19 protein-coding genes are annotated in these 23,099 nt (G+C 68.3%); 6 read left to right on the forward strand and 13 right to left on the reverse strand.

Features of this window, described 5'->3' with window-relative positions:
* Positions 1–118 precede the first annotated feature (118 nt).
* The 3 genes from ASE43_RS01595 (at position 119) to ASE43_RS01605 (ending at position 7,192) form a co-directional block, all read left to right on the forward strand.
* Positions 119–5,161: an NAD-glutamate dehydrogenase domain-containing protein gene (locus tag ASE43_RS01595; protein WP_057159237.1), complete on the forward strand. Its 5,043-nt coding sequence runs from the start codon at positions 119–121 to the stop codon at positions 5,159–5,161.
* 144 nt (positions 5,162–5,305) lie between these two features.
* On the forward strand, positions 5,306–6,076 hold the full coding sequence (locus tag ASE43_RS01600; RefSeq protein ID WP_056174538.1) for an NAD kinase: 771 nt from the start codon (positions 5,306–5,308) through the stop codon (positions 6,074–6,076).
* Between the two features lie 210 nt (positions 6,077–6,286).
* Positions 6,287–7,192 (forward strand): 5'-nucleotidase, encoded by a 906-nt coding sequence (locus ASE43_RS01605; RefSeq protein WP_056174539.1) that lies wholly within the window; start codon positions 6,287–6,289, stop codon positions 7,190–7,192.
* A 9-nt stretch (positions 7,193–7,201) separates the two neighbouring features.
* Here ASE43_RS01605 and ASE43_RS01610 read toward each other — a convergent pair whose 3' ends face one another.
* Positions 7,202–7,762, reverse strand: a complete 561-nt coding sequence (locus ASE43_RS01610; RefSeq protein ID WP_056174542.1) for a DUF2939 domain-containing protein — start codon at positions 7,760–7,762, stop codon at positions 7,202–7,204.
* A 219-nt stretch (positions 7,763–7,981) separates the two neighbouring features.
* Here ASE43_RS01610 and ASE43_RS01615 point away from each other — a divergent pair, with 219 nt between their 5' ends.
* The gene (locus tag ASE43_RS01615; RefSeq protein WP_157499609.1) at positions 7,982–8,203 is read left to right on the forward strand and encodes a hypothetical protein; all 222 of its coding nucleotides are present in this window, start codon (positions 7,982–7,984) and stop codon (positions 8,201–8,203) included.
* Positions 8,204–8,278: 75 nt separating this feature from the next.
* Here the strand turns inward: ASE43_RS01615 and ASE43_RS01620 are convergent, their stop codons facing one another.
* From ASE43_RS01620 to ASE43_RS01675, 12 genes are all read right to left on the reverse strand, one after another.
* Positions 8,279–8,965: a DUF2461 domain-containing protein gene (locus ASE43_RS01620; RefSeq protein ID WP_057159239.1), complete on the reverse strand. Its 687-nt coding sequence runs from the start codon at positions 8,963–8,965 to the stop codon at positions 8,279–8,281.
* A 161-nt stretch (positions 8,966–9,126) separates the two neighbouring features.
* The gene (gene sbcB / locus ASE43_RS01625) at positions 9,127–10,569 is read right to left on the reverse strand and encodes an exodeoxyribonuclease I (protein ID WP_057159240.1); all 1,443 of its coding nucleotides are present in this window, start codon (positions 10,567–10,569) and stop codon (positions 9,127–9,129) included.
* A gap of 4 nt (positions 10,570–10,573) precedes the next feature.
* A complete protein-coding gene (locus tag ASE43_RS01630; RefSeq protein WP_057159241.1) occupies positions 10,574–11,944 on the reverse strand; it encodes an NAD(P)/FAD-dependent oxidoreductase in 1,371 nt (456 codons plus the stop codon).
* Between the two features lie 90 nt (positions 11,945–12,034).
* The gene (locus tag ASE43_RS01635) at positions 12,035–12,334 is read right to left on the reverse strand and encodes a GIY-YIG nuclease family protein (protein WP_057159242.1); all 300 of its coding nucleotides are present in this window, start codon (positions 12,332–12,334) and stop codon (positions 12,035–12,037) included.
* A gap of 62 nt (positions 12,335–12,396) precedes the next feature.
* Complete coding sequence (gene kynU, locus ASE43_RS01640; protein ID WP_057159243.1) at positions 12,397–13,683, reverse strand: kynureninase; 1,287 nt, start codon at positions 13,681–13,683, stop codon at positions 12,397–12,399.
* Positions 13,684–13,687: 4 nt separating this feature from the next.
* On the reverse strand, positions 13,688–14,056 hold the full coding sequence (locus tag ASE43_RS01645) for a 5-carboxymethyl-2-hydroxymuconate Delta-isomerase (protein ID WP_057159244.1): 369 nt from the start codon (positions 14,054–14,056) through the stop codon (positions 13,688–13,690).
* A 9-nt stretch (positions 14,057–14,065) separates the two neighbouring features.
* Positions 14,066–15,076: an amidohydrolase family protein gene (locus ASE43_RS01650; RefSeq protein ID WP_057159245.1), complete on the reverse strand. Its 1,011-nt coding sequence runs from the start codon at positions 15,074–15,076 to the stop codon at positions 14,066–14,068.
* 239 nt (positions 15,077–15,315) lie between these two features.
* A complete protein-coding gene (locus ASE43_RS01655) occupies positions 15,316–15,846 on the reverse strand; it encodes a 3-hydroxyanthranilate 3,4-dioxygenase (protein WP_056174560.1) in 531 nt (176 codons plus the stop codon).
* Between the two features lie 3 nt (positions 15,847–15,849).
* Positions 15,850–16,293, reverse strand: coding sequence for a RidA family protein (locus ASE43_RS01660; protein WP_057159246.1), 444 nt, complete (start codon positions 16,291–16,293; stop codon positions 15,850–15,852).
* On the reverse strand, positions 16,290–16,955 hold the full coding sequence (gene can, locus ASE43_RS01665) for a carbonate dehydratase (protein ID WP_056174563.1): 666 nt from the start codon (positions 16,953–16,955) through the stop codon (positions 16,290–16,292). The genes ASE43_RS01660 and can overlap by 4 nt, the downstream gene beginning before the upstream one ends.
* 21 nt (positions 16,956–16,976) lie before the next feature.
* Positions 16,977–18,341 (reverse strand): hypothetical protein, encoded by a 1,365-nt coding sequence (locus tag ASE43_RS01670; RefSeq protein ID WP_057159247.1) that lies wholly within the window; start codon positions 18,339–18,341, stop codon positions 16,977–16,979.
* Between the two features lie 8 nt (positions 18,342–18,349).
* Positions 18,350–19,777 (reverse strand): aldehyde dehydrogenase, encoded by a 1,428-nt coding sequence (locus ASE43_RS01675; RefSeq protein WP_057159248.1) that lies wholly within the window; start codon positions 19,775–19,777, stop codon positions 18,350–18,352.
* A 273-nt stretch (positions 19,778–20,050) separates the two neighbouring features.
* Here ASE43_RS01675 and ASE43_RS01680 point away from each other — a divergent pair, with 273 nt between their 5' ends.
* Both ASE43_RS01680 and ASE43_RS01685 read left to right on the forward strand, forming a co-directional pair.
* Positions 20,051–21,679, forward strand: coding sequence for a TldD/PmbA family protein (locus ASE43_RS01680; protein ID WP_056174569.1), 1,629 nt, complete (start codon positions 20,051–20,053; stop codon positions 21,677–21,679).
* Positions 21,680–21,700: 21 nt separating this feature from the next.
* The gene (locus ASE43_RS01685; RefSeq protein ID WP_056174572.1) at positions 21,701–23,035 is read left to right on the forward strand and encodes a TldD/PmbA family protein; all 1,335 of its coding nucleotides are present in this window, start codon (positions 21,701–21,703) and stop codon (positions 23,033–23,035) included.
* The last annotated feature ends 64 nt before the right edge of the window (positions 23,036–23,099 follow it).

Raw genomic sequence — 23,099 nt, forward strand, 5'->3', positions numbered from 1 at the left:
GCGGGCCGCCCGGCCCGCGGAGGCGTCGTTCTGCATCAAGCCGTCACGCCAGCGAACTGAATCTCTTCACGGCCCATGCGCGAGCGTGGGCCTCATTCCATCGGACCTCCAAGTTCCCATGAGCAGCAAACCCAAAGCCGCGAAACCGACCGCCCAGGCCGCCTCGAAATCGGCACCCGCCAAGGCCGCAGCCACCAAGGCCACCAAGGCGGCAGCCAGCAAGCCGGTCGCCAAGCGCAACGTCAGCCAGCCCGCCGCGCCCAAGAGCGACGCGGTGTCCCTCGAGCCGATCATCGCCGCGATGCGCAAGCGCCTGCCCAAGGCGCGCCACGCCGAGGCCGAGGCCTTCGCCCAGGCCTTCTACCGCCGCATGAGCGGCGACGAGCTGCCGCAGCACAGCGCCGACGGCTGGGCCGCGCTGGCCAGCGATTTCCTCGAGTTCGCGCGCGCGCGCAAGACCGGCAAGGCGCTGGTGCGCCTGTTCAACCCGACCATCAAGACCCACGGTTGGGAATCGGCGCACACCGTGCTGCAGATCGCCAACGACGACATGCCGTTCCTGGTCGACTCGGTCACCATGGCGCTGGCCGAGCAGGGCATCGGCGTGCACGTGCTGGGCCACCCGGTGGTGACCTTCCGCCGCGACAAGAGCGGCAAGATCGTCGCCGTCGGCGAGGGCGTGGCCGAATCGCTGATGCACCTGGAGATCGACCGCCAGTCGGTCGAGGCCATGCCGCGCGTGCAGAAGGCGCTGGAAGCCGTGCTCGAGGACGTGCGCGCGAGCGTGCGCGACTGGGCGCGGATGCGCGACAAGATGGGCGAGGTCGCCGACGCCCTGGGCGGTCGCAAGCTGCCGGTCAGCGACGACGGCCGCCGCGAGGCGCAGGAGTTCCTGCGCTGGGCCGCCGACAACCATTTCACCTTCCTGGGCTATCGCGAATACGAAGTCACCAAGAAGGGCGGCCAGGAAGTGCTGTGCGCGGTGCCCGACAGCGGCCTGGGACTGCTGCGCGGCCAGGACGCCGGCAAGCCGCGTCCGCTGACCTCGCTGGCGGCGCACTACATGCCGCAGTCGGGTTCGGTCGACGCCCTGATCCTGACCAAGACCAACGCGCGCTCGTCGGTGCACCGTCCGGGCTACATGGACTACATCGGCGTACTCAGCTTCGACGCCGACGGCAAGCCGGTGCGCGAGGAGCGTTTCATCGGCTTGTATACCTCCAGCGCCTACAACCGCCGCCCCTGGGACATCCCGCTGGTGCGCCAGCGCCACGCCTACGTGATGGACAAGTCCGGCCTGTCCTCCGACAGCCACAGCGGCAAGGCCCTGCGCCACATCCTCGAAACCCTGCCGCGCGACGAGCTGTTCCAGTCCGGCGAAGAGGAACTGCTGCGCACCTCCACCGGCATCCTCGGCCTGCAGGAGCGCGTGCGCAGCAAGCTGTTCCTGCGCCGCGACCGCTACGGCCGTTTCTTCTCCGGCCTGGTCTACATCCCGCGCGACCGCTTCAACACCGACGTGCGTCTGCGCATCGAGGCCATGCTCAAGCGCATGCTGCACGGCGAGCAGGTCGACACCACGGTGCTGATCGGCGAATCGCCGCTGGCCCAGCTGCACCTGATCGTGCGGCCGAAGTCGGGCGAGGCGATCCAGATCGACAACGCCGCGATCGAGGCCGAACTGGCCCAGATCGTGCGCGACCGCCGCGACGAGCTGCGCGAGGCCCTGGTCGCCCGCCACGGCGAGGAGCGCGGCCTGGCCCTGATCAACCAGTACGGCCGCGCGCTGCCGACCGGCTACGTCGACGAAGTCTCGGCCGCGGTCGCCGCCAACGACATCGAACACCTGGCCGCGCTCAGCGGTCCGGACGACCTGCGCCTCAACCTGCGCCGCATCGGCAGCGGCGAGGGCGGTCTGCGCTTCAAGTTCTACCGCCAGCACGACGACATTCCGCTGTCGGACGCGCTGCCGATGATGGAGAACATGGGCCTGCGGGTGATCTCCGAGCACCCCTACCGCCTGATCGCCGGCGACACCCCGCTGTACATCCAGGACTTCGAGGTCGAGACCGTCGGCGCCGACGTCGACGTGTCGCGCCTGGACGAGACCTTCGAGGACGCGTTCGGCCAGATCTGGCGCGGCAACGCCGAGAACGACGGCTTCAACCGCCTGATCCTGGCCGCCAACCTGTCCTGGCGTCAGGTCGCGATGTTGCGTGCCTACTGCAAGTACCTGCTGCAGGTCGGCGTGCCGTTCTCGCAGAGCTACGTCGAGGAAACCTTCTTCCGCTATCCGTTGCTGGCGCGCCTGCTGGTCGAGCTGTTCGAAGCCCGCTTCGATCCCTGCACCGGCAAGGAAAGCAAGGCCGATATCAAGGCCGGCATCGAACGCCTGAGCCAGCAGTTGCAAGCGCTGGCCGGCGGCGACGCGGCCGTGCTGGCGGCGCTGCAGCCGGTGATTGAGGCCCGTAACGGCAAGCGCGAGCAGCAGGTCGACGTGACCCGCTCGACCCTGAAGGGTCTGCTCGACCGCGTCGCCAGCCTCGACGAGGACCGCATCCTGCGCAGCTTCATCGGCGTGATCGACGCCACCCTGCGCACCAGCTACTACCAGCGCCCGGCCAACGGCGGCGAGCGCGGTTACGTCAGCTACAAGTTCGATTCGGCGCAGGTACCGGACCTGCCCAAGCCGCGTCCGTACCGCGAGATCTTCGTCTACGGCCCGCGCGTGGAAGGCGTGCACCTGCGCTTCGGCCCGGTCGCGCGCGGCGGTCTGCGCTGGTCGGACCGTCGCGAGGACTTCCGTACCGAAGTGCTGGGCCTGGTCAAGGCGCAGATGGTCAAGAACACCGTGATCGTGCCGGTCGGCTCCAAGGGCGGCTTCTTCGCCAAGCGTCCGCCGGTCGGCGGCGATCGCGACGCCGTGCTGGCCGAAGGCATCGCCTGCTACAAGATGTTCATCAACGGCCTGCTCGACATCACCGACAACATCGTCGACGGCAAGATCGTGCCGCCGCGCGATGTGGTCCGTCACGACAACGACGATCCCTACCTGGTGGTGGCCGCCGACAAGGGCACTGCGACCTTCTCCGACATCGCCAATGGCATCGCCGCCGAGCACGGCTTCTGGCTCGACGACGCGTTCGCCTCGGGCGGTTCGGTCGGCTACGACCACAAGGGCATGGGCATCACGGCTAAGGGCGCCTGGGAGTCGGTCAAGCGCCACTTCCGCAGCCTCGGCCGCGACAGCCAGACCCAGGACTTCACCACGGTCGGCATCGGCGACATGTCCGGCGACGTGTTCGGCAACGGCATGTTGCTGAGCCAGCACATCCGCCTGCTGGCCGCGTTCGACCACCGCCACATCTTCCTCGACCCGAACCCGGATGCGGCCAGGACGTTCAAGGAACGCGAGCGCATGTTCAAGCTGCCGCGCTCGAGCTGGGACGACTACGACAAGAAGCTGATCAGCAAGGGCGGCGGCGTGTACCCGCGCTCGGCCAAGTCGATCCCGCTGTCGCCGGAGATCAAGGCCGCGTTGGGCATCGACGCCGGCGTCGCCGCGCTCAGCCCGACCGAACTGATGAGCGCGATCCTGAAGGCGCCGGTGGACCTGCTGTGGAACGGCGGCATCGGCACCTACGTCAAGGCCAGCAGCGAGTCCAACCTGGACGTCGGCGACCGCGCCAACAACGGCCTGCGCGTCAACGGCAACGAGCTGCGTTGCAAGATGGTGGGCGAGGGCGGCAACCTGGGCCTGACCCAGCTCGGCCGCATCGAGGCCGCGCTGCACGGCGTGCTGCTCAACACCGACTTCATCGACAACTCGGCCGGCGTGGACACCTCGGACCACGAGGTCAACATCAAGATCCTGCTCAACGGCCAGGTCCAGACCAAAAAGCTGACCCTGCCCGAGCGCAACAAGCTGCTGGCCTCGATGACCGACGAGGTCGCCGGGCTGGTGCTCAACGACAACTACCGCCAGAACCAGGCCATCAGCCTGATGGAGCGGATGAGTCTGTCGCGCCTGGGCTCCAAGCAGCACTTCATCCGCACCCTGGAATCGCAGGGCCTGCTCGACCGCCAGATCGAGTTCCTGCCGTCCGACGCCGAGATCGCCGAGCGCAAGGCGCGCGGCCAGGGCCTGACCCGTCCGGAACTGTCGGTGCTGCTGTCCTACTCCAAGCTGGTGGCGTTCCAGCAGTTGCTGGATTCGGACGTGCCGGAAGACCCGTACCTGTCCAAGGAACTGGTCCGCTACTTCCCCGAGCCGCTGCAGAAGAAGTACGCCAAGGCGATGGAGAACCACCGCCTGAAGCGCGAGATCATCGCCACCGCGGTCACCAACTCCACCATCAACCGCATGGGCGCGACCTTCCTGCTGCGCATGCAGGAAGACAGCGGCCGCACCCCGGGCGAGGTCGCCAAGGCCTTCACCATCACCCGCGAGACGCTGGACGCGCGCGAGTTGTGGGCGCAGATCGACGCGCTCGACGGCAAGGTCGCCGAGTCCACCCAGATCGACGCTCTGCAGGTGATCTGGAACCTGCAGCGTTCGTTCACGCGCTGGCTGCTGTCGCGTCCGGGCGCGATTCCGGACATCGCCACCGCGGTCGCGCGCTATCACGACGGCTTCAAGGACATCCGCGCCGGCAAGGGCATCCTCGGCGACGGTCAGCGACCGGTCTACGAGGCCAGCTTCGCCGACTGGAAGGCCAAGGGCGTGCCGGTCGCATTGGCCGACCAGCTCGCGGCGCTGCCCTACCTGGAGCCCAGCTGCGACGTGATCGAGGTCGCGCGCGAGCGCAAGCTCAAGCCGGTCGATGTGGCCAAGGTCCACTTCCGCCTCGGCGAGGCGCTGCGCCTGCCGTGGCTGCTGGAGCAGATCGACGCGCTGACCGTCGACGGCCGCTGGCACGCGGTCGCGCGCGGCGTGCTGCGCGAGGAACTGGGTACCCAGCAGCGCATCCTGGTCGGTCAGGTCCTGGCGATGCCGGGCGCCAGCGCCGAAGCCAAGGTCAAGCAGTGGCTGGAGCGCGACGACGTCTCGCTGCGTTTCACCCTGGCGATGCTCAACGAACTCGCCGCGCAGAAGGCCCTGGACTACCCGACCGCCTCGGTCGCGGTGCAGCGTCTGTCGCAACTGGCCTCGCGCGGCTGATCCACGCGCCCCTCTCCCGATGGGGGAGGGGCGCGGTTTTCCCGCCACGGCTTTGTCTGCCTCCGCTTCCCCGCGGAATCCGTCGTCATCGGCATTTCCCCTGGCGCGGGTTATGCTGCGGTCGCCATCCGTTCGGAGCCGCCGATGACCGCGACGCCTCGCATCGCCTTCCTCGCCAGTCCCATTGACGAAGCGCAACGCGCGCTCGCCGAGCTGATCGCATCGCACGGACAGCACGAGCCGGCCGATGCCGACGTCCTGGTCGCGCTGGGCGGCGACGGTTTCATGCTGCAGACCCTGCATCGCTACGGCAGCCTCGGCAAGCCGGTGTACGGCATGAAGCTGGGCACGGTCGGCTTCCTGATGAACCAACACGGCGAGGGCTTGCTCGAACGCCTGGCCGCGGCCGAACCCGCGGTATTGCGGCCGCTGGAGATGGTCGCGCAGACCGAATCCGGGGCCACCGTCGGCTCGCTGGCCTACAACGAGGTCTCGTTGCTGCGCCAGACCCGCCAGGCCGCGCATCTGCGCATCGATCTCAACGGCCAGACCCGGCTGGACGAGCTGATCTGCGACGGCGTGCTGGTGGCGACGCCGGCCGGCAGCACCGCCTACAACTTCTCCGCCCACGGCCCGATCCTGCCGCTGGGCTCCAGCGTGATCGCGCTGACCCCGATCGCCGCGTTCCGTCCGCGCCGCTGGCGCGGCGCGCTGCTCAAGGCCGACACCGAGGTGCGTTTCCGCGTGCTCGACCCCTACAAGCGTCCGGTCAGCGCCACCGCCGATTCGCACGAGGTACGCGACGTGGTCGAGGTGATGATCCGCGAGTCGCTGGACCGCACCGTGACCTTGCTGTTCGATCCCGAGCACAACCTCGAAGAGCGCATGCTGATCGAGCAGTTCACCAGCGGTTGAGGCGGGCGCCTGCGGCTTCCTGTGGGAGCGGCGTGAGCCGCGATCGTCTCTTCATGGAGTTGCGCGATCGCGGCTCACGCCGCTCCCACTCAGGGATGTGGCCGCGTCGGCAGACGGAGGGCCGACTCGGATCGCGGCTCAAGCCGCTGCTCCGTCGTGCAGGCGCGGCCGTCGCAAGCGCTGAGACGCCGCAGGAGGCACAATAGCCGCATGCCCGACCGCGACGCCGACCCTTTGATCGTAGCGATCTCCTCGCGAACCCTGTTCGACATGGAGGAGAGCCACTTGCTGTTCGAGCGCGAGGGCCTGGACGCCTACGCCAGCTTCCAGCGCCAGCACGAGGACGATCTGCTCGCGCCCGGCATCGCCTTTCCGCTGGTGCGCAAGCTGCTCGCGCTCAACGACGGCGCGCCGGCGGAGGCGCCGCGGGTGGAGGTGATCCTGATCTCGCGCAATTCCGCCGACAGTGGCCTGCGCATCTTCAATTCGATCGCCCACCACGGCCTGTCGATCAAGCGCGCGGCCTTCAGCAACGGCGCGCCGCCGTTCCCCTATATCAAGCCCTTCGGTGCCGACCTGTTCCTGTCGGCCAACGCCGAGGACGTGCGCAACGCGCTCAGCGCCGGGGTCGCCGCCGCTACCTTGCTGCCGGCCAAGGCGCCGCAGCAGCGCCACGACCAGCTGCGCATCGCCTTCGACGGCGACGCGGTGATCTTCGACGACGAGGGCGAGCGCGTGTCGCGCGAGGGCGGTCTGGCCGCGTTCGCCAAGCACGAGCGCGAACATGCCGGCGAGCCGCTGTCGGGCGGGCCGTTCCGCGGTTTTCTGGATGCCCTGCATCGCCTGCAGGCGGCGTTCCCGATCGGCCCGGACGCGCCGATCCGCACCGCCCTGGTCACCGCGCGTTCGGTGCCGGCGCACGAGCGCGTGATCCGCACCCTGCGCGAATGGGGCATCCGCCTGGACGAGGCGCTGTTTCTGGGCGGCCGCGCCAAGGGGCCGTTTCTGGAAGCCTTCGGCGCCGATATCTTCTTCGACGATTCCGAACACAACATCGTTTCGGCGCGCGACCACGTCGCCGCCGGCCACGTACCGCACGGCGTCGCCAACCGCTGAGATCGGCGCTCAGCGAGGCGTGGGCGCGGCGTCGCCGAAGGGCAGGCGGATGTCGCTGAGTTTCCAGCTCAAGCCGGAGCGGGTCAGCACGAACACCACCGGTTCGCCGTCGGCGTTGTTGACCGTGGCGGTGAAGCGCGACGGCGACTCGAAGCCGTACTTGGCGTCCTTGAGCGGATCGGCGGGAATGTTGGGCGCGTAGCTGTCCTGGCCGCGCCCGCCGCCGCCCAGGCGGTTGAACAGGTTGCGGCCTTCCAGCACCGCGCCGATACCGACCGGCGTGGCCAGCGCATCGACCGCGCCGCCAGCGACGCCGCTGGCGATGCGCACCGCGATCGCGCCGAAGGGATTGGCCTGCACGTCCTCGCCGGCCTCGCGCACCAGGTAGTCCTCGAGCTGGGCCTTCAGGCTCAGGCGCAGGGCCGGGAAATCGATGTGCTTGGACAAGGCGGCAGTGTCCTGCTCCTGCACCGCCTTGCGGATCGCGTTGACGGTCAGATACGGGCCGGCGGCGACGTAGCCGACCAGCAACAGCAGCACCAGGACGACGAGGGCGATCCACTTCTTCATACGGGCCTACCGGGCACGGGAAGTGCCCAGCTTAGCGCCGTGGCGTCCGCGCGTGATGAATGTCGGCCTTTGCGGGCGCGACGCGGGCCCGGCGCCCGTCGTGTACGCGCTTGCGTCGAAGCGGGTGCGCGCTGCGCCAGGGCGTGCGCGCGAACGCGACGCGAGCGGCTAAGGTCGTGGTCGCCGGCAATGAGGCCGGCGCACGGCAAGGAGCGAACGATGCGTAACAAGAAACTGATGTGGGCGCTGGGATTGGCGTTGCTGGCGGTGGCGACCGCGGCCTGGGCGATTCCGCCCGTGTACGTGGGCGAGGTGCACGAGTACTACCAGGACGGCCAGCACGTGGGCTGGGCGCAACGCGACTGCAAGGGACGTTTGACCAGCGGCGGCATCGCCACCGAAGACGTGCAGATCAGCTACTTGGTCTGTCCTTTCTCGTAAACGCGGCAAGGCCGGCGTCAGCGGTGGCGGCCAGGCCCGCCGCTGTCGCCTGCGGGCCGCGCCTCGGACTCGTTCTCAGAATTCCAGATCCAGCGCCGCGCACAGGTAGTCGGTGAACGGCGCCAGCCCGCTCAAGTCGGTTTGCAGCGTCTTGAGCAGGCGCGGGCCGGTCATCACCTCATCGTCGATCGCGCGCAGAGCAACGAAGTTCTTGCGGCGCAGGTCGTGGGCGAACTCGAAGTCGTCGGGAAAGCCGCGCGGCATGCGCACCAGCATCTCGTCCTCGTCGAGGTCGAAACGGCGGCGGAACTTGGGATCGTGCGCCGCGGCCTTCCAACTGCCCGGATTGTCCAGGATGAAATGGCGGATGCGGCGCAGCGAATCCGGCTCCGGGTGCCACAGGCCGGCGGCGATGAAGCAATTGCCCGGCTGTAGATGCAGATAGAACGAGGGCGCCTCGACCTGACGGCCGCGCTCGTGGAACAGGCGCGCGCCCTGCCAGGTCTTGTACGGGGTCTTGTCGTTGGCGAAGCGGGTGTCGCGCTGGATCCGGAACAGCGAACCGCCGACGGTCTTGGGCTCGGAGCGGTAGTGCTCGCTGACCCCGGCCAGCACCGGTTGCAGGTCGGTGAGCAGGCGCTGGAACGGCGCGCGCACCTGCTCGTCGTATTCGGCCTTGTGGGCCTGGAACCATTCGCGCTCGTTGTGGCGCGCCAGACCGCGCAGGAACTTGAAGCTGGCGTCGGAGAAATAGCGGCTCATAAGCGAGGAGTGAGCGGGGAGAAGTGAGGAGTGAGCCCGAGATTACCCCGCTTTGGCTCGCCGCTCACCCCTATGCGCTTCAAGACAGGAAATGAGACGCGAGCAACGAGCTGCTGACCGCTTTCGCTCACTCCTCACTTCTCCCCACTCACTCCTGGCTTTCAAGCTAAGCCGGCGTCGATATCGCGGCCCCAGGCCTCGAGTCGATCGAGCAGGGCCAGGCGCGCGCCGTCCTCGGCGTGGGTCTGGCGCAGCGCGGCCAGTTCGGCGTGGAAGCGCTCGAAGTTGTATTCGGCCAGGCCGGCGTCCTGGTACAGGCGCCGACGCCGGTAGTCGTTCCAGCGCTCGTGCTCGGCCGGCGTCAGGGTGTCGGGCCAGTTGCGCGCACGGTAGCGGAACAGCAGTTCGGGCAGGCGCGCGTCGCGGAAACCGAAGCTGGCGACGCCCAATTCGGCCGGCGCGGTGGTGCGCACCTGCGTGAACAAGCGCTTGTCGCCGTCGCCGATGAAGCCGTCGTAGAGCGAGGCGTCGGCGTCTGCGGCCGCACGTTCGCGTTCGGCGCCGTAGACGCGACGCACCTTGTCGGCCAGGGCCGGGCCGACCGCGCGCAGCACCGCCGCGCGGCGTTCGATCACGGCCGGGTCGATCCTCAAGCGTTCGAAGTCGGGTTCGCGCAGGTGGTCCCAGGCGATCAGCGCTGGACAGCGGTTGGTCTGCACTTCCTTCAGCGCGACCCGGGTCTCGCCCTCGGGCAGATCGGCCAGGGGCGTGTACAGACGATCGGCGATCGCGTCGGCGTCCAGGCTGAGCAGGGCGTCGGGTTCCTGATCCAGGTCGAACACGATCACCCGGCTGTCGATGCGCGGATGGCGCGCGATCGGCAGCACCGCGGCCGCGCACAGTCGGCTGGCCGGGAAGCGCTGCGAAACGTGCAGCACCGGTTTCATGCCGACCACGTCGAGCAGGCTGGCGGCGTAGCGCTTGTCGCGCAGGCGCAGGGCGTAATCCCACAGGCGCGGCTGCGCGGCCTTGAACTTGCGCGCCAGGCCGATCAGGGCGCGCACGTCCGACAGCGCCTCGTGGGCGTCGCCGATGCGTACCTCGTTGGCCAGGGCCAGGTGTTCGAGCTTGAACGAGGCCAGGCCGTCCTCGCGCCGCGGCCAGACCAGGCCATCGGGGCGCAGGGCGTGGGCCAGGCGCAGCACGTCGAGCAGGTCCCAGCGCGAATTGCCGCCGCGCCACTCGCGTTCGTAGGGATCGTAGAAATTGCGGAACAGGCCGTAGCGCACGAACTCGTCGTCGAAGCGCAGCGAGTTGTAGCCCAGGCTGCAGGTCTCCGGACGCGCCATTTCGTCGTAGATCAGGGCGAAGGCCTCGGCCTCGCTCATACCCTCGCGCAGGGCGTCCTGCGGCGCGATGCCGGTGATCAGGGTCGCGGTGGGCGAGGGCAGCAGGTCGTCGGCGGGTTTGACGAAGACGCTGATCGGGTCCTCGATCTCGTTGAGATCCGCGTCGGTGCGCATCGCCGCGAACTGAGCGATGCGGGTCGTGCGCGGGTCGGCGCCGTAGGTCTCCAGGTCGTAGAACAGGAAGCTGGCGGGCATGCGTTCAGTCGTCCACGGGTAACGGCGAAAGGCGCGCACGCACCGCTGCGTCGACGCGGTCCCAGTCCAGGGTGTCCAGGCTGTCGTGGCCGCGGGTCAGTTCGACCAGCAATTCGCGCTGCAGGTTGCCGCGCTCGAACGCGACCGCATAGGGCATGCGATGGAAGGTGACCATGGCGTAGCGCGGCATGAAGCGATCGGGATGGCGCTCGGCCAGGCGCCGCTCCAGGGCGCGCTGCAGCAGGTAGTCGTCGTCGTCGACGCGGTCGCGCATCTCCAGGTAGTTCTCCAGCGCCATGGCCTGGATCGCGCGCGCGTTCGGCAGGCGCTGGGCCTGGAACGCGGCGAACGCGGCGGCGCGGTCGGCGCCGTCCTCCAGTTGCTGGGCCAGGGCCACGCAGTCCTCGAAGGCGCAGTTCATGCCCTGGCCGTGGAAGGGCACCATCGCATGCGCGGCGTCGCCCAGCAGCACCGCGCGCTCGTCCAGGTGCCAGCGCTCCAGGTAAAGGGTGGCGAGCAGGCCGGCCGGGTTGCGTTCGAAATCCTGCTCCAGATTCGGGATCAGCGGCAGGGCATCGGCGAAGTCGCGTTCGAACAACGCGCGCGCCTGGGCGCCGTCGCGGATGCTGGCGAAGCTGGGCTCGCCCTCGTTGGGCAGGAACAGCGTGACGGTGAACGTGCGCTCGTCGTTGGGCAGGGCGATGCACATGTAGCGCCCGCGCGGCCAGATATGCAGCGCGTTGGGCTCAACGCTGAAGCCGCCGTCGGGCGCGGGCGGGATCTCCAGTTCCTTGTAGGAGTGGCCGAGGAATTCGGTGCGCTCGCCAAGATCGGTGGCGCGGTTCATCGCCGCGCGCAGCGCCGAGCCGGCGCCGTCGGCGCCGACCAGGCTGCCGAAACCGGCCTCGTGAACGCTGCCGTCGCGCTCGTCCAGGAAGCGCGCGACGCGGGCGTCGAAGTCCACCGATTGCAGGCCGCGATGGAAATGCAGGCGCGCGCCCGCGTCCTGGGCGATCTGCAGCAGGATCAGGTTGAGCTCGCCGCGGTGCACCGACCAGATCACTTCGCTGTCGTCGCGCCCGTAGCGCTGCAGGTCGGTGCGACCGTCGAGGAAATGCACCATGCGCCCGCGCATCATCACCGCCTGCGCCATCACCGCCGCGTCGGCGCCGGCCAGGCGCAGCGCGTGCAGACCGCGCTCGGCCAGGGCGAGGTTGATCGAACGCCCGCCTTGATACCCCTTCAAACGCGGATCGCCGCGCTTCTCGTACACATCCACGTCCCAGCCGCGACGCGCCAGCAAAGTGGCCAGCAGCGCGCCGGCCAGGCCTGCGCCGATGATGGTGAGGTGTTTGTGGGCTGCGGGTGTGTTCAAGGAGGGTTTCCTTGGTTGGGATTCATCGGTCTACGGAATATTTGAGAAACCGAAGTCGTCATTCCCGCGAACGCGGGAGTCCAGCGACTTTCAGCCCCCATGTGCCAAGCCCGGCCACAGGTCGTGCCAATAAGGGTTTTCCTTCTCGATCAGCTCGATCTTCCATTCTCGTCTCCACTTCTTGAGCTGCTTTTCGCGCTTGATCGCGCTTTCGAATGCATCGTGAAGCTCGAACCATACCAACAGATTGACGTCGTACTTCTGAGTAAACCCTTCACCTTGGTGTTCGCGGTGTTCCCAGGCGCGTCGAATCAAGTCCGCGGTGACGCCCGTGTACAAGGTGCCGTTGCGTTCGCCGGCCATGATGTAGACGGCTGGTTGCTTACTCATCGGGCTTGGATGCGAAGCTAAAGTCGCTGGATTCCCGCGTTCGCGGGAATGACGATCCGAAGTTACGCGTTCCTCCAACTTTCCACCGCCCGCACGAATCGCAGCACATCCGCATGCGTGTTGTACAACGGCGCCGGGGAGATCCGGATCACGTCGGGTTCGCGCCAGTCGCCGAGCACGCCGTTCGCGGCCAGGTAGTCGAACAGTGCGCGGCCGGCGTCTCGGCCGCTGAGACCGCGGCCGCCGATCACGCGCAGGGACAGCTGGCAGCCGCGCTGGCCCGGATCGGCCGGCGTGGCGATCTGCAGGGTCTCGGACAAACGCTCGCGGATCAGCGCTTCCAGGTAACCGGTCAGGCGCAGCGATTTCGCGCGCAGGGCCGGCATGCCGACGCGGTCGAACAGGTCCAGCGAGGCGCGCAGCGGCGCCAGGCCCAGGATCGGCGGGTTGCTGAGCTGCCAGCCGTCGGCGCCGGGCGTGGGCACGAACTGCGGACCCATGCGGAAGCGCGTGGCCGCTTCGTGGCCCCACCAGCCGGCGAAGCGCGGACGCTGCGTGCGCGCGTGGCGCTCGTGCACGAAACAGCCGGCAACCGCACCGGGGCCCGCGTTCAAATACTTGTAGTGGCACCACACCGCGAAATCCACGCCGCTGTCGTGCAGGGCGAGTTCGAGATTGCCGACCGCGTGGGCGAGGTCGAAACCGCAGATCGCGCCCTGCGCGCGCGCCACCCGCGCGATCGCGGCCAGATCGAAGGCCTGACCGCTGCGGTACTGGATGCCGGGCCACAGCACCAGGGCCAGACGGTGACCGTGCTCGACGATCGCGCGTTCGATCGCGGCCATCGAATAGGTGCCGCCCGGCTGATCGGGTTCCAGCTCGATCAGATCGGCCGCCGAGTCGTAACCGTGGAAGTCGATCTGCGAGGCCACCGCATGGCGATCGGACGGGAACGCGCCGGCCTCGATCAGGATCGCCGGGCGCTCGCGCGTGGGCCGATAGAAGCTGGCCATCATCAGATGCAGGTTGGCGGTCAGCGAATTCATCGCCACCACTTCCGAGGGCTGCGCGCCGACCAGGCGCGCCAACGGCTCGCGCACCAGCTCGTGGTAGGACATCCACTGGGCCTGACCGGTGAAGTGGCCCTCGACCGCTTCGTGCGCCCACTTGTCCAGCACTTCCTCGACGTGCGCGCGCGCGCCGCGCGGCTGCAGGCCCAGGGAGTTGCCGCAGAAGTAGGCTTGCTCGGATTCGCCGTGGCGCGGCAACAGGAACTGCTCGCGCAGGGTCGGCAGCGGGTCGGCGGCATCCAGCGCCAGTGCGTGCGATTCGGAATATAGGTCGGTCATGGACTCAGGGCAGGTTCGCGTCTAGGACGGTTTTGGCGTAGGCGGGCGCATACAGCTCGTCGACTTCGACGCACAGCTGCACGGACGGATGGTGCGAGGGCAGGCCGCGGCGCAGGGCGTCGAGCGCGATCGCGGACAAGGCGCCGCGCACCGCCTCGCTGCGGCCGGGCAGGATCTTGAGCTGCGCGTGGACGAAGGCGCGGCCGCCGTCGGCGGTGCCGACGCGGTAGTGGTTCAGCAAAAAGGCACGGCTCTTGATCGCGAATTCGTCGAAATGGCCGCTATCCGCGAGCGCGCGATTGAGCTCGGCCAGGGCCGCGTCGGCGTCGTAGCCTTCGAGATTGGCGGTGTACTGCAGGCTCAGATGCGGCATCGCTGGAGCTCAGGCGAAGCGCGCCAAGGGCAGCCCCAGCCATTCCAGGGCGGTGCCGTGGTACAGGCGTGACTGATCCGCCTCCGGCAGCGCCAGCGAGGCGATGCCCGCGCCGGGCTCCTGTTCGCCCAGCGGGAACGGATAGTCGGTGCCCAGCATCACCCGCGACACACCGCAGGTATCGAGCAGGTACTGCAGGGCGCGGGGATCGGCGACCCAGGAATCGAAGTACATCCGTCCCAGATACTCGCGCGGGTTGCGCGGGTTGTCGGTGGCGACCAGGTCGGGGCGCATGTTGAAGCCGTGTTCGATGCGGCCGATGGTGTAGGGGAAGCTGCCGCCGCCGTGGGCCATGCAGATCTTCAGCTTGGGCAGGCGCTCGAGCACGCCGCCGAACACCAGGCAGCAGGCCGCGCGCGACTGCTCGGCCGGCATGCCGACCAGCCAGGGCAGCCAGTACTTGGGCATGCTGGCCGCGCCCATCATGTCCCAGGGGTGCACCAGCACCGCCGCGCCCAGGTCGCTGGCGGCCTGGAAGAACTCGAACAGCTCCGGCGCGTCCAGGTTCCAGTCGTTGACGTGGCTGCCGATCTGCACGCCCTGCAGGCCCAGCTGGTCCATGCAGCGCTCCAGCTCCTGCACCGCCAGACGCGGCGATTGCAGCGGTACCGTGCCGATGCCGGCATAGTGGCGCGGATGGCTGCGGCAGGTCTCGGCCATGTGGTCGTTGAGGGCCTGGTGCAGCTCCAGCGCGTGGTGCGGCTTGGCCCAGTAACTGAACATCACCGGCACGGTGCTGATCACCTGCACCTGCACGCCGAAACGCGCGTAGTCGTCGATGCGTTCCTGCGGGTCCCAGGTCTTGGACCAGATTTCGCGGAAGAACTTGCCGTCCTTGTAGATGCGGTGGCGGCCGTCGTCGGTGTGGTGGATCACCGGGAAACGGTCGTCGCCGAACTTGCGCGCCAGGTCGGGCCAGTCGCGCGGCAGGTAGTGGGCGTGGGTGTCGATCTTGAGCACGGAATGCCGGAAACCTTAATCGCCTGGTGGATTGAGCGTATCAGGCCGGGCGTGGCGGCGAGCTCGCCCGGCTGCGTCGATGAGCGACCGCGGGAACTCAAGGATACGGCCTTCGCCACCGACCGGGATGCGTTCGGTGGGCCGATCGGGCCGCCCGTCCGGCTGAGGCCCGATTGGGGCCCCGAGCGCGGTTGCCGTCCGCAGGGTCGCGCATCGGACCCAACGGCCCCGTGGCGGCCTCAGGTATCCGGCATCACGTACTTGGACGGGGCCGGGTTCAGGTGCCCGCATTGCTTGCAGCTGCGGTGCTCGCGCGAGGCGTAGAAGCGCTCGAACACCGGTGGGAAGTCGGTCTCGATGTTGCGCAGGTGGAAGTACTCTTCGTAGAGCTTGTGGTTACAGCGTTCGCAGAACCACATCAGGCCGTCGTCCTCGTCGGGACGGCGGCGGCGCTCGATCACCAGGCCGATGGAGTCGGGCATGCGCTGCGGCGAATGCGGCACGCGCGGCGGCAGCAGGAAGGTCTCGCCGGCGCGGATCGGGATGTCGCGAACGGCGCCGTCCTCTTGAATGCGCAGCACCATCTCGCCCTCGAGCTGGTAGAACCACTCCGCGCCCTCGTCCCAGTGGTAGTCGGTGCGCTGGTTGGGGCCGCCGACGATCATGACGATGAAGTCGTCGACGTAGATCGTCTTGTTGCCGACCGGCGGTTTGAGCAGGTGGCGGTGTTCCTCGATCCAGGCCTGCAGGTTGATCGGTCCGGGCAGCATGATTTACTCCGCGGGGCGCGCCAGGCGCGCGATGCATTTGAGTTCGATCGCGATCGGAGTCGGCAGCGCGGTGATGCCCAGGGTGGTGCGGCAGGGCGCGCGGTCGATGTCGGGAAAGGCGTCGGCCCAGGCCGCGTTGTAAGCGGCGAAATCGCGGGCCATGTCGGTCAGGTAGACGGTGACGTCGACCAGGTCGTCCCAGCCGGCGCCGCTGGCTTCCAGCACCGCGCGCACGTTGGCGAACACCGCGCGGCATTGCAGGCCGATGTCGTAGGCGATCAGGCGGCCGTCGGCGTCGTGGACGTTGCCGGGTATGCCGTTGCCGGCCGGATCGCGCGGGCCGATGCCGGACAGGAACAGCAGCTCGCCGACCCGGCGCGCATGCGGATACAGGCCGACCGGGCGCGGCGCCGCGTCGGTGCGGATGCTGTCGCCGGCGGCGCTCATCGCGGCGAGCCGCCGTGGGTGGAATGCACGCGCGCGATCGCCGAGTCGTAGGCCGATTGCAGTTCCTCGTGCGCTTCGATGTCCATGCCCAGGTCGTTGACCCGGCCGTTGCGCAGGCTGTAGACCCAGCCGTGCACGGTCAGCGGCTGGCCGCGCGCCCAGGCGTCGCGCACGATCGTGGTCAGGCAGACGTTCTGCACTTGTTCGATCACGTTGAGCTCGCACAGGCGGTCGTGGCGCTCGTCATGATGGGCATGGCTGATGCAGGACACGTGCTTGTCGGCGACGTCGGTGACATGGCGCAGCCAGTTGTCGACCAGGCCGTAGCGATGGCCGTGCAGGGCCGCGTGCACGCCGCCGCAGCCGTAATGGCCGACCACCAGGATGTGCTTGACCTTGAGTACGTCGACCGCGAACTGGATCACCGACAGGCAGTTCAGGTCGGTGTGCACGACCACGTTGGCGATATTGCGGTGGACGAAGACCTCGCCGGGGGCGAGATCGACGATCTGGTTGGCGGGCACGCGCGAATCGGAGCAGCCGATCCACAGGTATTCGGGTGCCTGCTGGCTAGACAGGCGCGCGAAGAAGTCGGGGTCCTCGGCACGCAGCCGTTCGGACCATTCGCGGTTTCGGCCAAGCAGGTTTTCGAGTGAGCTCATGGCGGGTTCGCAGAGTCCGTTTCAGTGGGCGGCGCGGGACGGACGGGCGCAAGCGCGCACGTACGCGGCCTGCGCCGGAGCGCAGACCCGCAAAAGGTGTCGGCCTACAACTTGGCCGCTGCGGTCGCGGACCTTGAGGTCGTAGCGTCCCGGTTTCAGGTACAGCGGCAGGCGATGCTCCGCCGCGCTGAGGATCACGGTCTGGTCGGCCGGTACCGCATCGACGCTTTCGCCGAGATACCGCGCTTCCAGCGCGCACGGCAGGCGTGCCAGACAGGGCCGCAATTCGTCGGACAGATCGATCGGATTGCGTAGGCCGCCCAGGCGCATCCAATCCGGGCGCAACACCGAATCGGCCGTGTCCGGGAACACCACGGTGAGATCGTTGCGTCCGGGCCACAACGTCCATTCGCGGCCGACGCCGCGCTCGAGCAAGACGCTGGGTCGCGTCAGGCGGAATTCCGCGGCGATGCGGTCGGCGATCGAGGCGGCGGTTCCCGGCGGTGCCGGTGTCAGCAGCGCCTGCTCGACGCTGAGCGGCTCGATACCGCTCAGGCGTTGGAACTCCATCGCCATCGGCCGGGTGCGCGGGCCGAAACCTCCCGGCGACTTGTCGATATGCGCGTAACCGGCATGCACCAGCAGCTTGGCGCGCGGGTTGTCGCGGAACACGCGTTCGATCAGTTGCTCGGCCTGGCGGGTTTCGCGCTGCTGTTGAGTCTGGCCGGGCACCCGGATCGAATCGTAGGGCACCAGCACGAAGCCCAGACGCAGCGCCGTGCGAATGATCTCGGCATAGATCGGGTCGCCGCTGTAGTAGCCGGTGCGGGAGTAAAGCGGATAGCCGCGTTGGCGCAGCCCGGTGTCGTCGGCTTCCAGGGTTTCCAACGCCACATGCGTGTAGCCGAGCGCGCGCAGGCGCGGCAACAGGGCCAGGGTCAGGCGGCGGGTGTCGTTGCGGTGATGGGCCTCGTTGATCATCAACACCTGACGCCGCGCGGCGCGCGCAGCGATCCATTCCAGCGCGGGCAGGGCGGTATAACGGCGCCGGTCCGGCAAGCTGAAGCCTGCGGGCGCCTCCTCCCAGAACGGCATCGTGCGGTCGGCGTCGTTGGGTCGGCCGAAGAAGCCGTACTGGGTCGCCAGCATCTGCCCGATTTCGTTAGCCAGGGCCTCGTCCTGGCCGCTGTCGTAGCCGTACGCGAGCAGGAAGCGGCTGTACTCGTCGGGCTGGGCGTTGAATTGGCGATAGAACTCGTCGACCGGGTCCAACGGCGCCTGCTGCGCCTGGGCGAGCAGGGCGACGCCGGACAGCAGCAGGGCGAGTACCGCGGTCAGGGCCCCGCGGATCGAGCGCGGGCGCGATTCGGCGGCGGACGGCGGCATGGACGGGCTCATCCCAGGTGCAGACCCACGTTCTTGGCATCGGTGAAGAAGCGCATGGCCTCGGCACCGCCTTCGCGGCCGAGACCGGACGCGCCGACGCCGCCGAACGGCGTGCGCAGGTCGCGTTGCAGCCAGGTGTTGATCCAGACCATGCCCACGCGCAGTTGCGCGGCCAGGCGATGCGCGCGGTTGAGATCGCGGGTCCAGATCGAGGCCGACAGGCCGTAGTCGCCGGCGTTGGCCAGGGCCAGGGCGTGGCTGTCGTCGTCGAAGGGCTGCAGGGTGACCACAGGCCCGAAGATCTCCTCGCGATTGCTGACGCTGTCCGGCCCCAGGCCTTCGATCACGGTGGGGGCCACGTACCAGCCCGCGCGCTCAAGCGCATGGCCGCCGCACAGGACCTGGCCGCCTTCCTCGCGGGCGCGCGCTAGCGCCAGCAGAACCTTGTCGTAATGCGCCTGCGATACCAGCGGGCCTAGCGTGGTCGCCTCGTCCGCGGGTGCGCCCGCGTGCAGCGCTTGCGCGCGCTCGACCATGGCCTCGCGCACCTCGGCGTAGATCGAACGTTCCACCAGCAGGCGCGAGCCGCACAGACAGATCTGGCCCGAGTTCTGGAACGCCGAGCGCGCCAGGGTGTCGAGCTGGGCGCGCCAGTCGCTGTCGGCGAACACCAGGGTCGGATTCTTGCCGCCCAGTTCCAGCGAGACCTTCTTCAGGCGCGGCGCGGCCAGCGCGGCGATGCGCTGGCCGACCCCGGTGCTGCCGGTGAACGACACCGCGCGCACCGCGTCGTGATTCACCAGCGGCTCGCCGACCTGGGGCCCCAGGCCGTGGACGATGTTGAGCACGCCGGCCGGGAAGCCGATCTCGATCGCGAGTTCGCCCAGCATCGTCGCCGTGGCCGGCGTCACCTCCGAGGGCTTGGCGACCACCGCGTTGCCGGCGGCCAGGGCCGGGGCGATCTTCCAGGTGAACAGGTACAGCGGCAGGTTCCAGGGCGAGATCGTCGCGACCACGCCCAGCGGCGAGCGCAGGGTGTAGTTGAGCCCGGCCTGGCCGTGGTGGGATTCGCTGGCGAACTGGGTCGCGGCGTGAGCGAAGAAGCGCAGGTTGGCGACCGCGCGCGGAATCTCGACCTCGCGCGCGAGTCGGATCGGCTTGCCGGCGTCCTCGGACTCGGCCTGCGCGAACGCATCCAGGCGCGCTTCCAGCGCGTCGGCCAACTTCTCCAGCCAGCGTGCGCGCTCGCTGTGGGGCAGGCCGGCCCAGGCAGGGAAGGCCTGGCCGGCGGCCGCGATCGCGGCCTCGACATCGGCGGCGTCGCCGGCGGCGACTTTTGCATACGCCTGCGCATTGGCGGGGTCGTAGACATCTAGCCAGCGGCCGCTGGCAGGGTCGCGGGACTGTCCGTCGATGCAGTGCCGGAAATATCGCATCCGTCTAGCTTAGCGCGCTGGCCGTCGCGCGCCCATCGGCGGCGTGCGCAGGCGCGTCCGTCCGGCACGCTCGTCCTCGAACGCGCTGCGGCCAAGTTATGCAAAGCGCATGCGCATCCAGGTCCCAGCTTCGCGCCGCGCGGGCATGACCCGGGCCTCTCGGCACTTGACGCGCCGGTTAGCGGCTCTGCACATTCGGACGGACCCTTCTCATCCACGCCCGATGGCGGACGGCGACGTCGACATGCGGGCCTCAACGGCGGAAGAATCAACGTGGACAGACGAGATTTCCTGACGATGTCGGGCCTGGGATTGGCCGGGCTGATGGTTCCCTACGGCAACCTCATCGCCGCCGAGGCGCTGCTTTCGCCGTTGGATGTGGCCAAGAAGAAGGTGCTGGCCGACGCCGCGCTGGGCGCGGCCACCCAGGCCGGCGCCTCCTACTGCGATGTGCGCATCGGGCGCTACCTGCGCCAGTTCGTGATCACGCGCGAGGACAAGGTCCAGAATGTGGTCAACACCGAGTCCACCGGCATCGGCGTGCGCGTGCTGGTCAACGGCGCCTGGGGCTTCGCCGCCACCAACCGCCTCACCAACGACGGCGTGGTCAAGGCCGCGCAGCAGGCTGCCGCGATCGCGCGCGCCAACGCCAAGAGCCAGACCGCGCCGGTGCAGCTCGCCAAGGCGCCGGGCGTGGGCGAGGTGTCGTGGAAGACGCCGATCAAGAAGAATTCGATGGAAGTTCCGCTCAAGGAGAAGGTCGATCTGCTGCTGGGCGTGAACGCCGCGGCGGTCAAGGCCGGCGCCGACTTCGTCAACTCGATGCTGTTCCTGGTCAACGAGCAGAAGTACTTCGCGTCCACTGACGGCTCTTACATCGATCAGGACGTGCACCGGATCTGGGCGCCGATGACGGTGACCGCCATCGACAAGGCCAGCGGCAAGTTCCGCACCCGCGACGGCCTGTCCTCGCCGATGGGCATGGGCTTCGAGTATCTCGACGGCGCCGCCTCGGGCAAGGTGGTCTCGCCCAACGGCGTGGTCAACTACAGCGATTCCTACGACATGCTCGAGGACGCCGTGGCTTCGGCCAAGCAGGCGCGCGAGAAGCTGACCGCGCCCTCGGTCAAGCCGGGCAAGTACGACCTGGTGCTGGACCCTTCGCACACCTGGCTGACCATCCACGAGTCGGTCGGCCATCCGCTGGAACTGGACCGCGTGCTCGGCTACGAGGCCAACTACGCCGGCACCAGCTTCGCCACCCTGGACAAGCTCAAGGACAAGTTCCGCTACGGCAGCGACAACGTCACCCTGTTCGCCGACAAGACCCAGGTCGGCAGCCTCGGCGCGGTCGGCTACGACGACGAGGGCGTCAAGACCAAGCGTTGGAACCTGGTCAAGGACGGCACCCTGGTCGACTACCAGACCATCCGCGACCAGGCCCATATCGTCGGCAAGACCGAGTCCGACGGCTGCTGCTATGCCGACAGCTGGTCCAGCGTGCAGTTCCAGCGCATGGCCAACGTCTCGCTGGCGCCTGGCAAGAACAAGCTCAGCGTCGCCGACATGATCAAGGACGTCGAGAACGGCATCTACATCATCGGCGACGGTTCGTTCTCGATCGACCAGCAGCGCTACAACGCCCAGTTCGGCGGCCAGCTGTTCTACGAAATCAAGAACGGCAAGATCACCGGCATGCTCGAGGACGTGGCCTATCAGATCCGCACGCCGGAGTTCTGGAACGCCTGCACCGCCGTCTGCGACGACAGCGACTACCGCCTCGGCGGCTCGTTCTTCGACGGCAAGGGCCAGCCGGGCCAGGTGTCGGCGGTCTCGCACGGATCGAGCACGGCGCGCTTCAACGGCATCAACGTCATCAACACCGCCCGCAAGCTCGGCTAAGCGACGCCAGGAGAATCCACGATGAGTATCTTTACCGAAGCCGAAGCCCGGACCCTGCTGGAGAAGGTCGTCAAGCTGTCCAAGGCCGACGAATGCACGGCCACGCTGAGCGGCTCGATCAACGGCAACATCCGTTTCGCCCTCAATAACGTCTCCACCAGCGGCATCGTCGACGACGCCGATCTGGCGGTCCAGGTTGCATTCGGCAACCGCGTCGGCGTGGCCACGATCAACGAGTTCGACGATGCCGCGCTCGAGCGCGTGGTGCGCCGCGCAGAGGATCTGGCGCGCCTGGCGCCGGAGAACCCCGAATTCATGCCGGCGATCGAGAAGCAAACCTACAAGCCCAGCAACACCTTCAGCGAAGCCACCGCCGCGATCACGCCCGAGTACCGGGCCAAGGTCGCCGCCGATTCGATCGCGCCCTGCCGCGCCGACAAGCTGACCGCCGCCGGTTTCCTCGAGGACGGCCAGAGCTTCGTCGCCTTCGCCAACAGCAAGGGCAATTTCGGCTATCAGCGCGCGACCAACTTCGACTACACCTGCACCGTGCGCACCGACGACGGCCGCGGTTCGGGCTGGGTCGGCCGCAACCTCAAGAGCGCGGGCGACTTCAAGGTCGACAGCGACGTGCGTACGGCGATGCGCAAGGCCACCGAATCGGCCGAGGCCAAGGCGCTGGAGCCGGGCAAGTACACGGTGATCCTGGAGCCGGCCGCGGCCGCCGGCCTGATCTCGTTCATGATGAATTTCTTCGACGCCCGCCAGGCCGACGAGGGCCGCAGCTTCCTGTCCAAGAAGGGCGGCGGCAACAAGCTGGGCGAGCAGGTCTACGACCCGCGCGTGAACATCGTCGCCGATCCCTGGGACGAGCGCGCCGCGGTCATGCCCTGGGACGGCGAGGGCCTGCCGCGCGAGAAGATGGCAGTGGTCGAGAACGGCAAGATCGCGGCGCTGCGCTACTCGCGCTACTGGGCCAAGAAGCAGGGCAAGCGCGCGGTCGGCACGCCCGGCAACCTGCTGATGGCCGGCGGCGACAAGTCCACCGCGGACCTGATCAAGGGCACCCAGAAGGGCATCCTGGTCACCCGCACCTGGTACATCCGCCTGGTCGATCCGCAGACCGTGCTGCTGACCGGTCTGACCCGCGACGGCACCTTCTACATCGAGAACGGCGTGATCAAGCACCCGGTGAAGAATTTCCGCTTCAACGAGTCGCCGGTGATCATGCTCAACAACATCGAAGAACTCGGCAAGCCGGTGCGCGTGGCCGGCGACGAGTCCTCGTTCGTGATGATGATTCCGCCGATGAAGCTGCGCGATTTCACCTTCACTTCGTTGTCGGACGCGGTCTGACGCCACAGCGCGCGGGCGGCGCCGCCGGTGTCCGGCGCGCCGCCCGTCGCCGACGCGCCAGCCG

Origin of the sequence: Lysobacter sp. Root983, from assembly GCF_001429345.1 — a bacterium.
Lineage (GTDB): Bacteria > Pseudomonadota > Gammaproteobacteria > Xanthomonadales > Xanthomonadaceae > Lysobacter.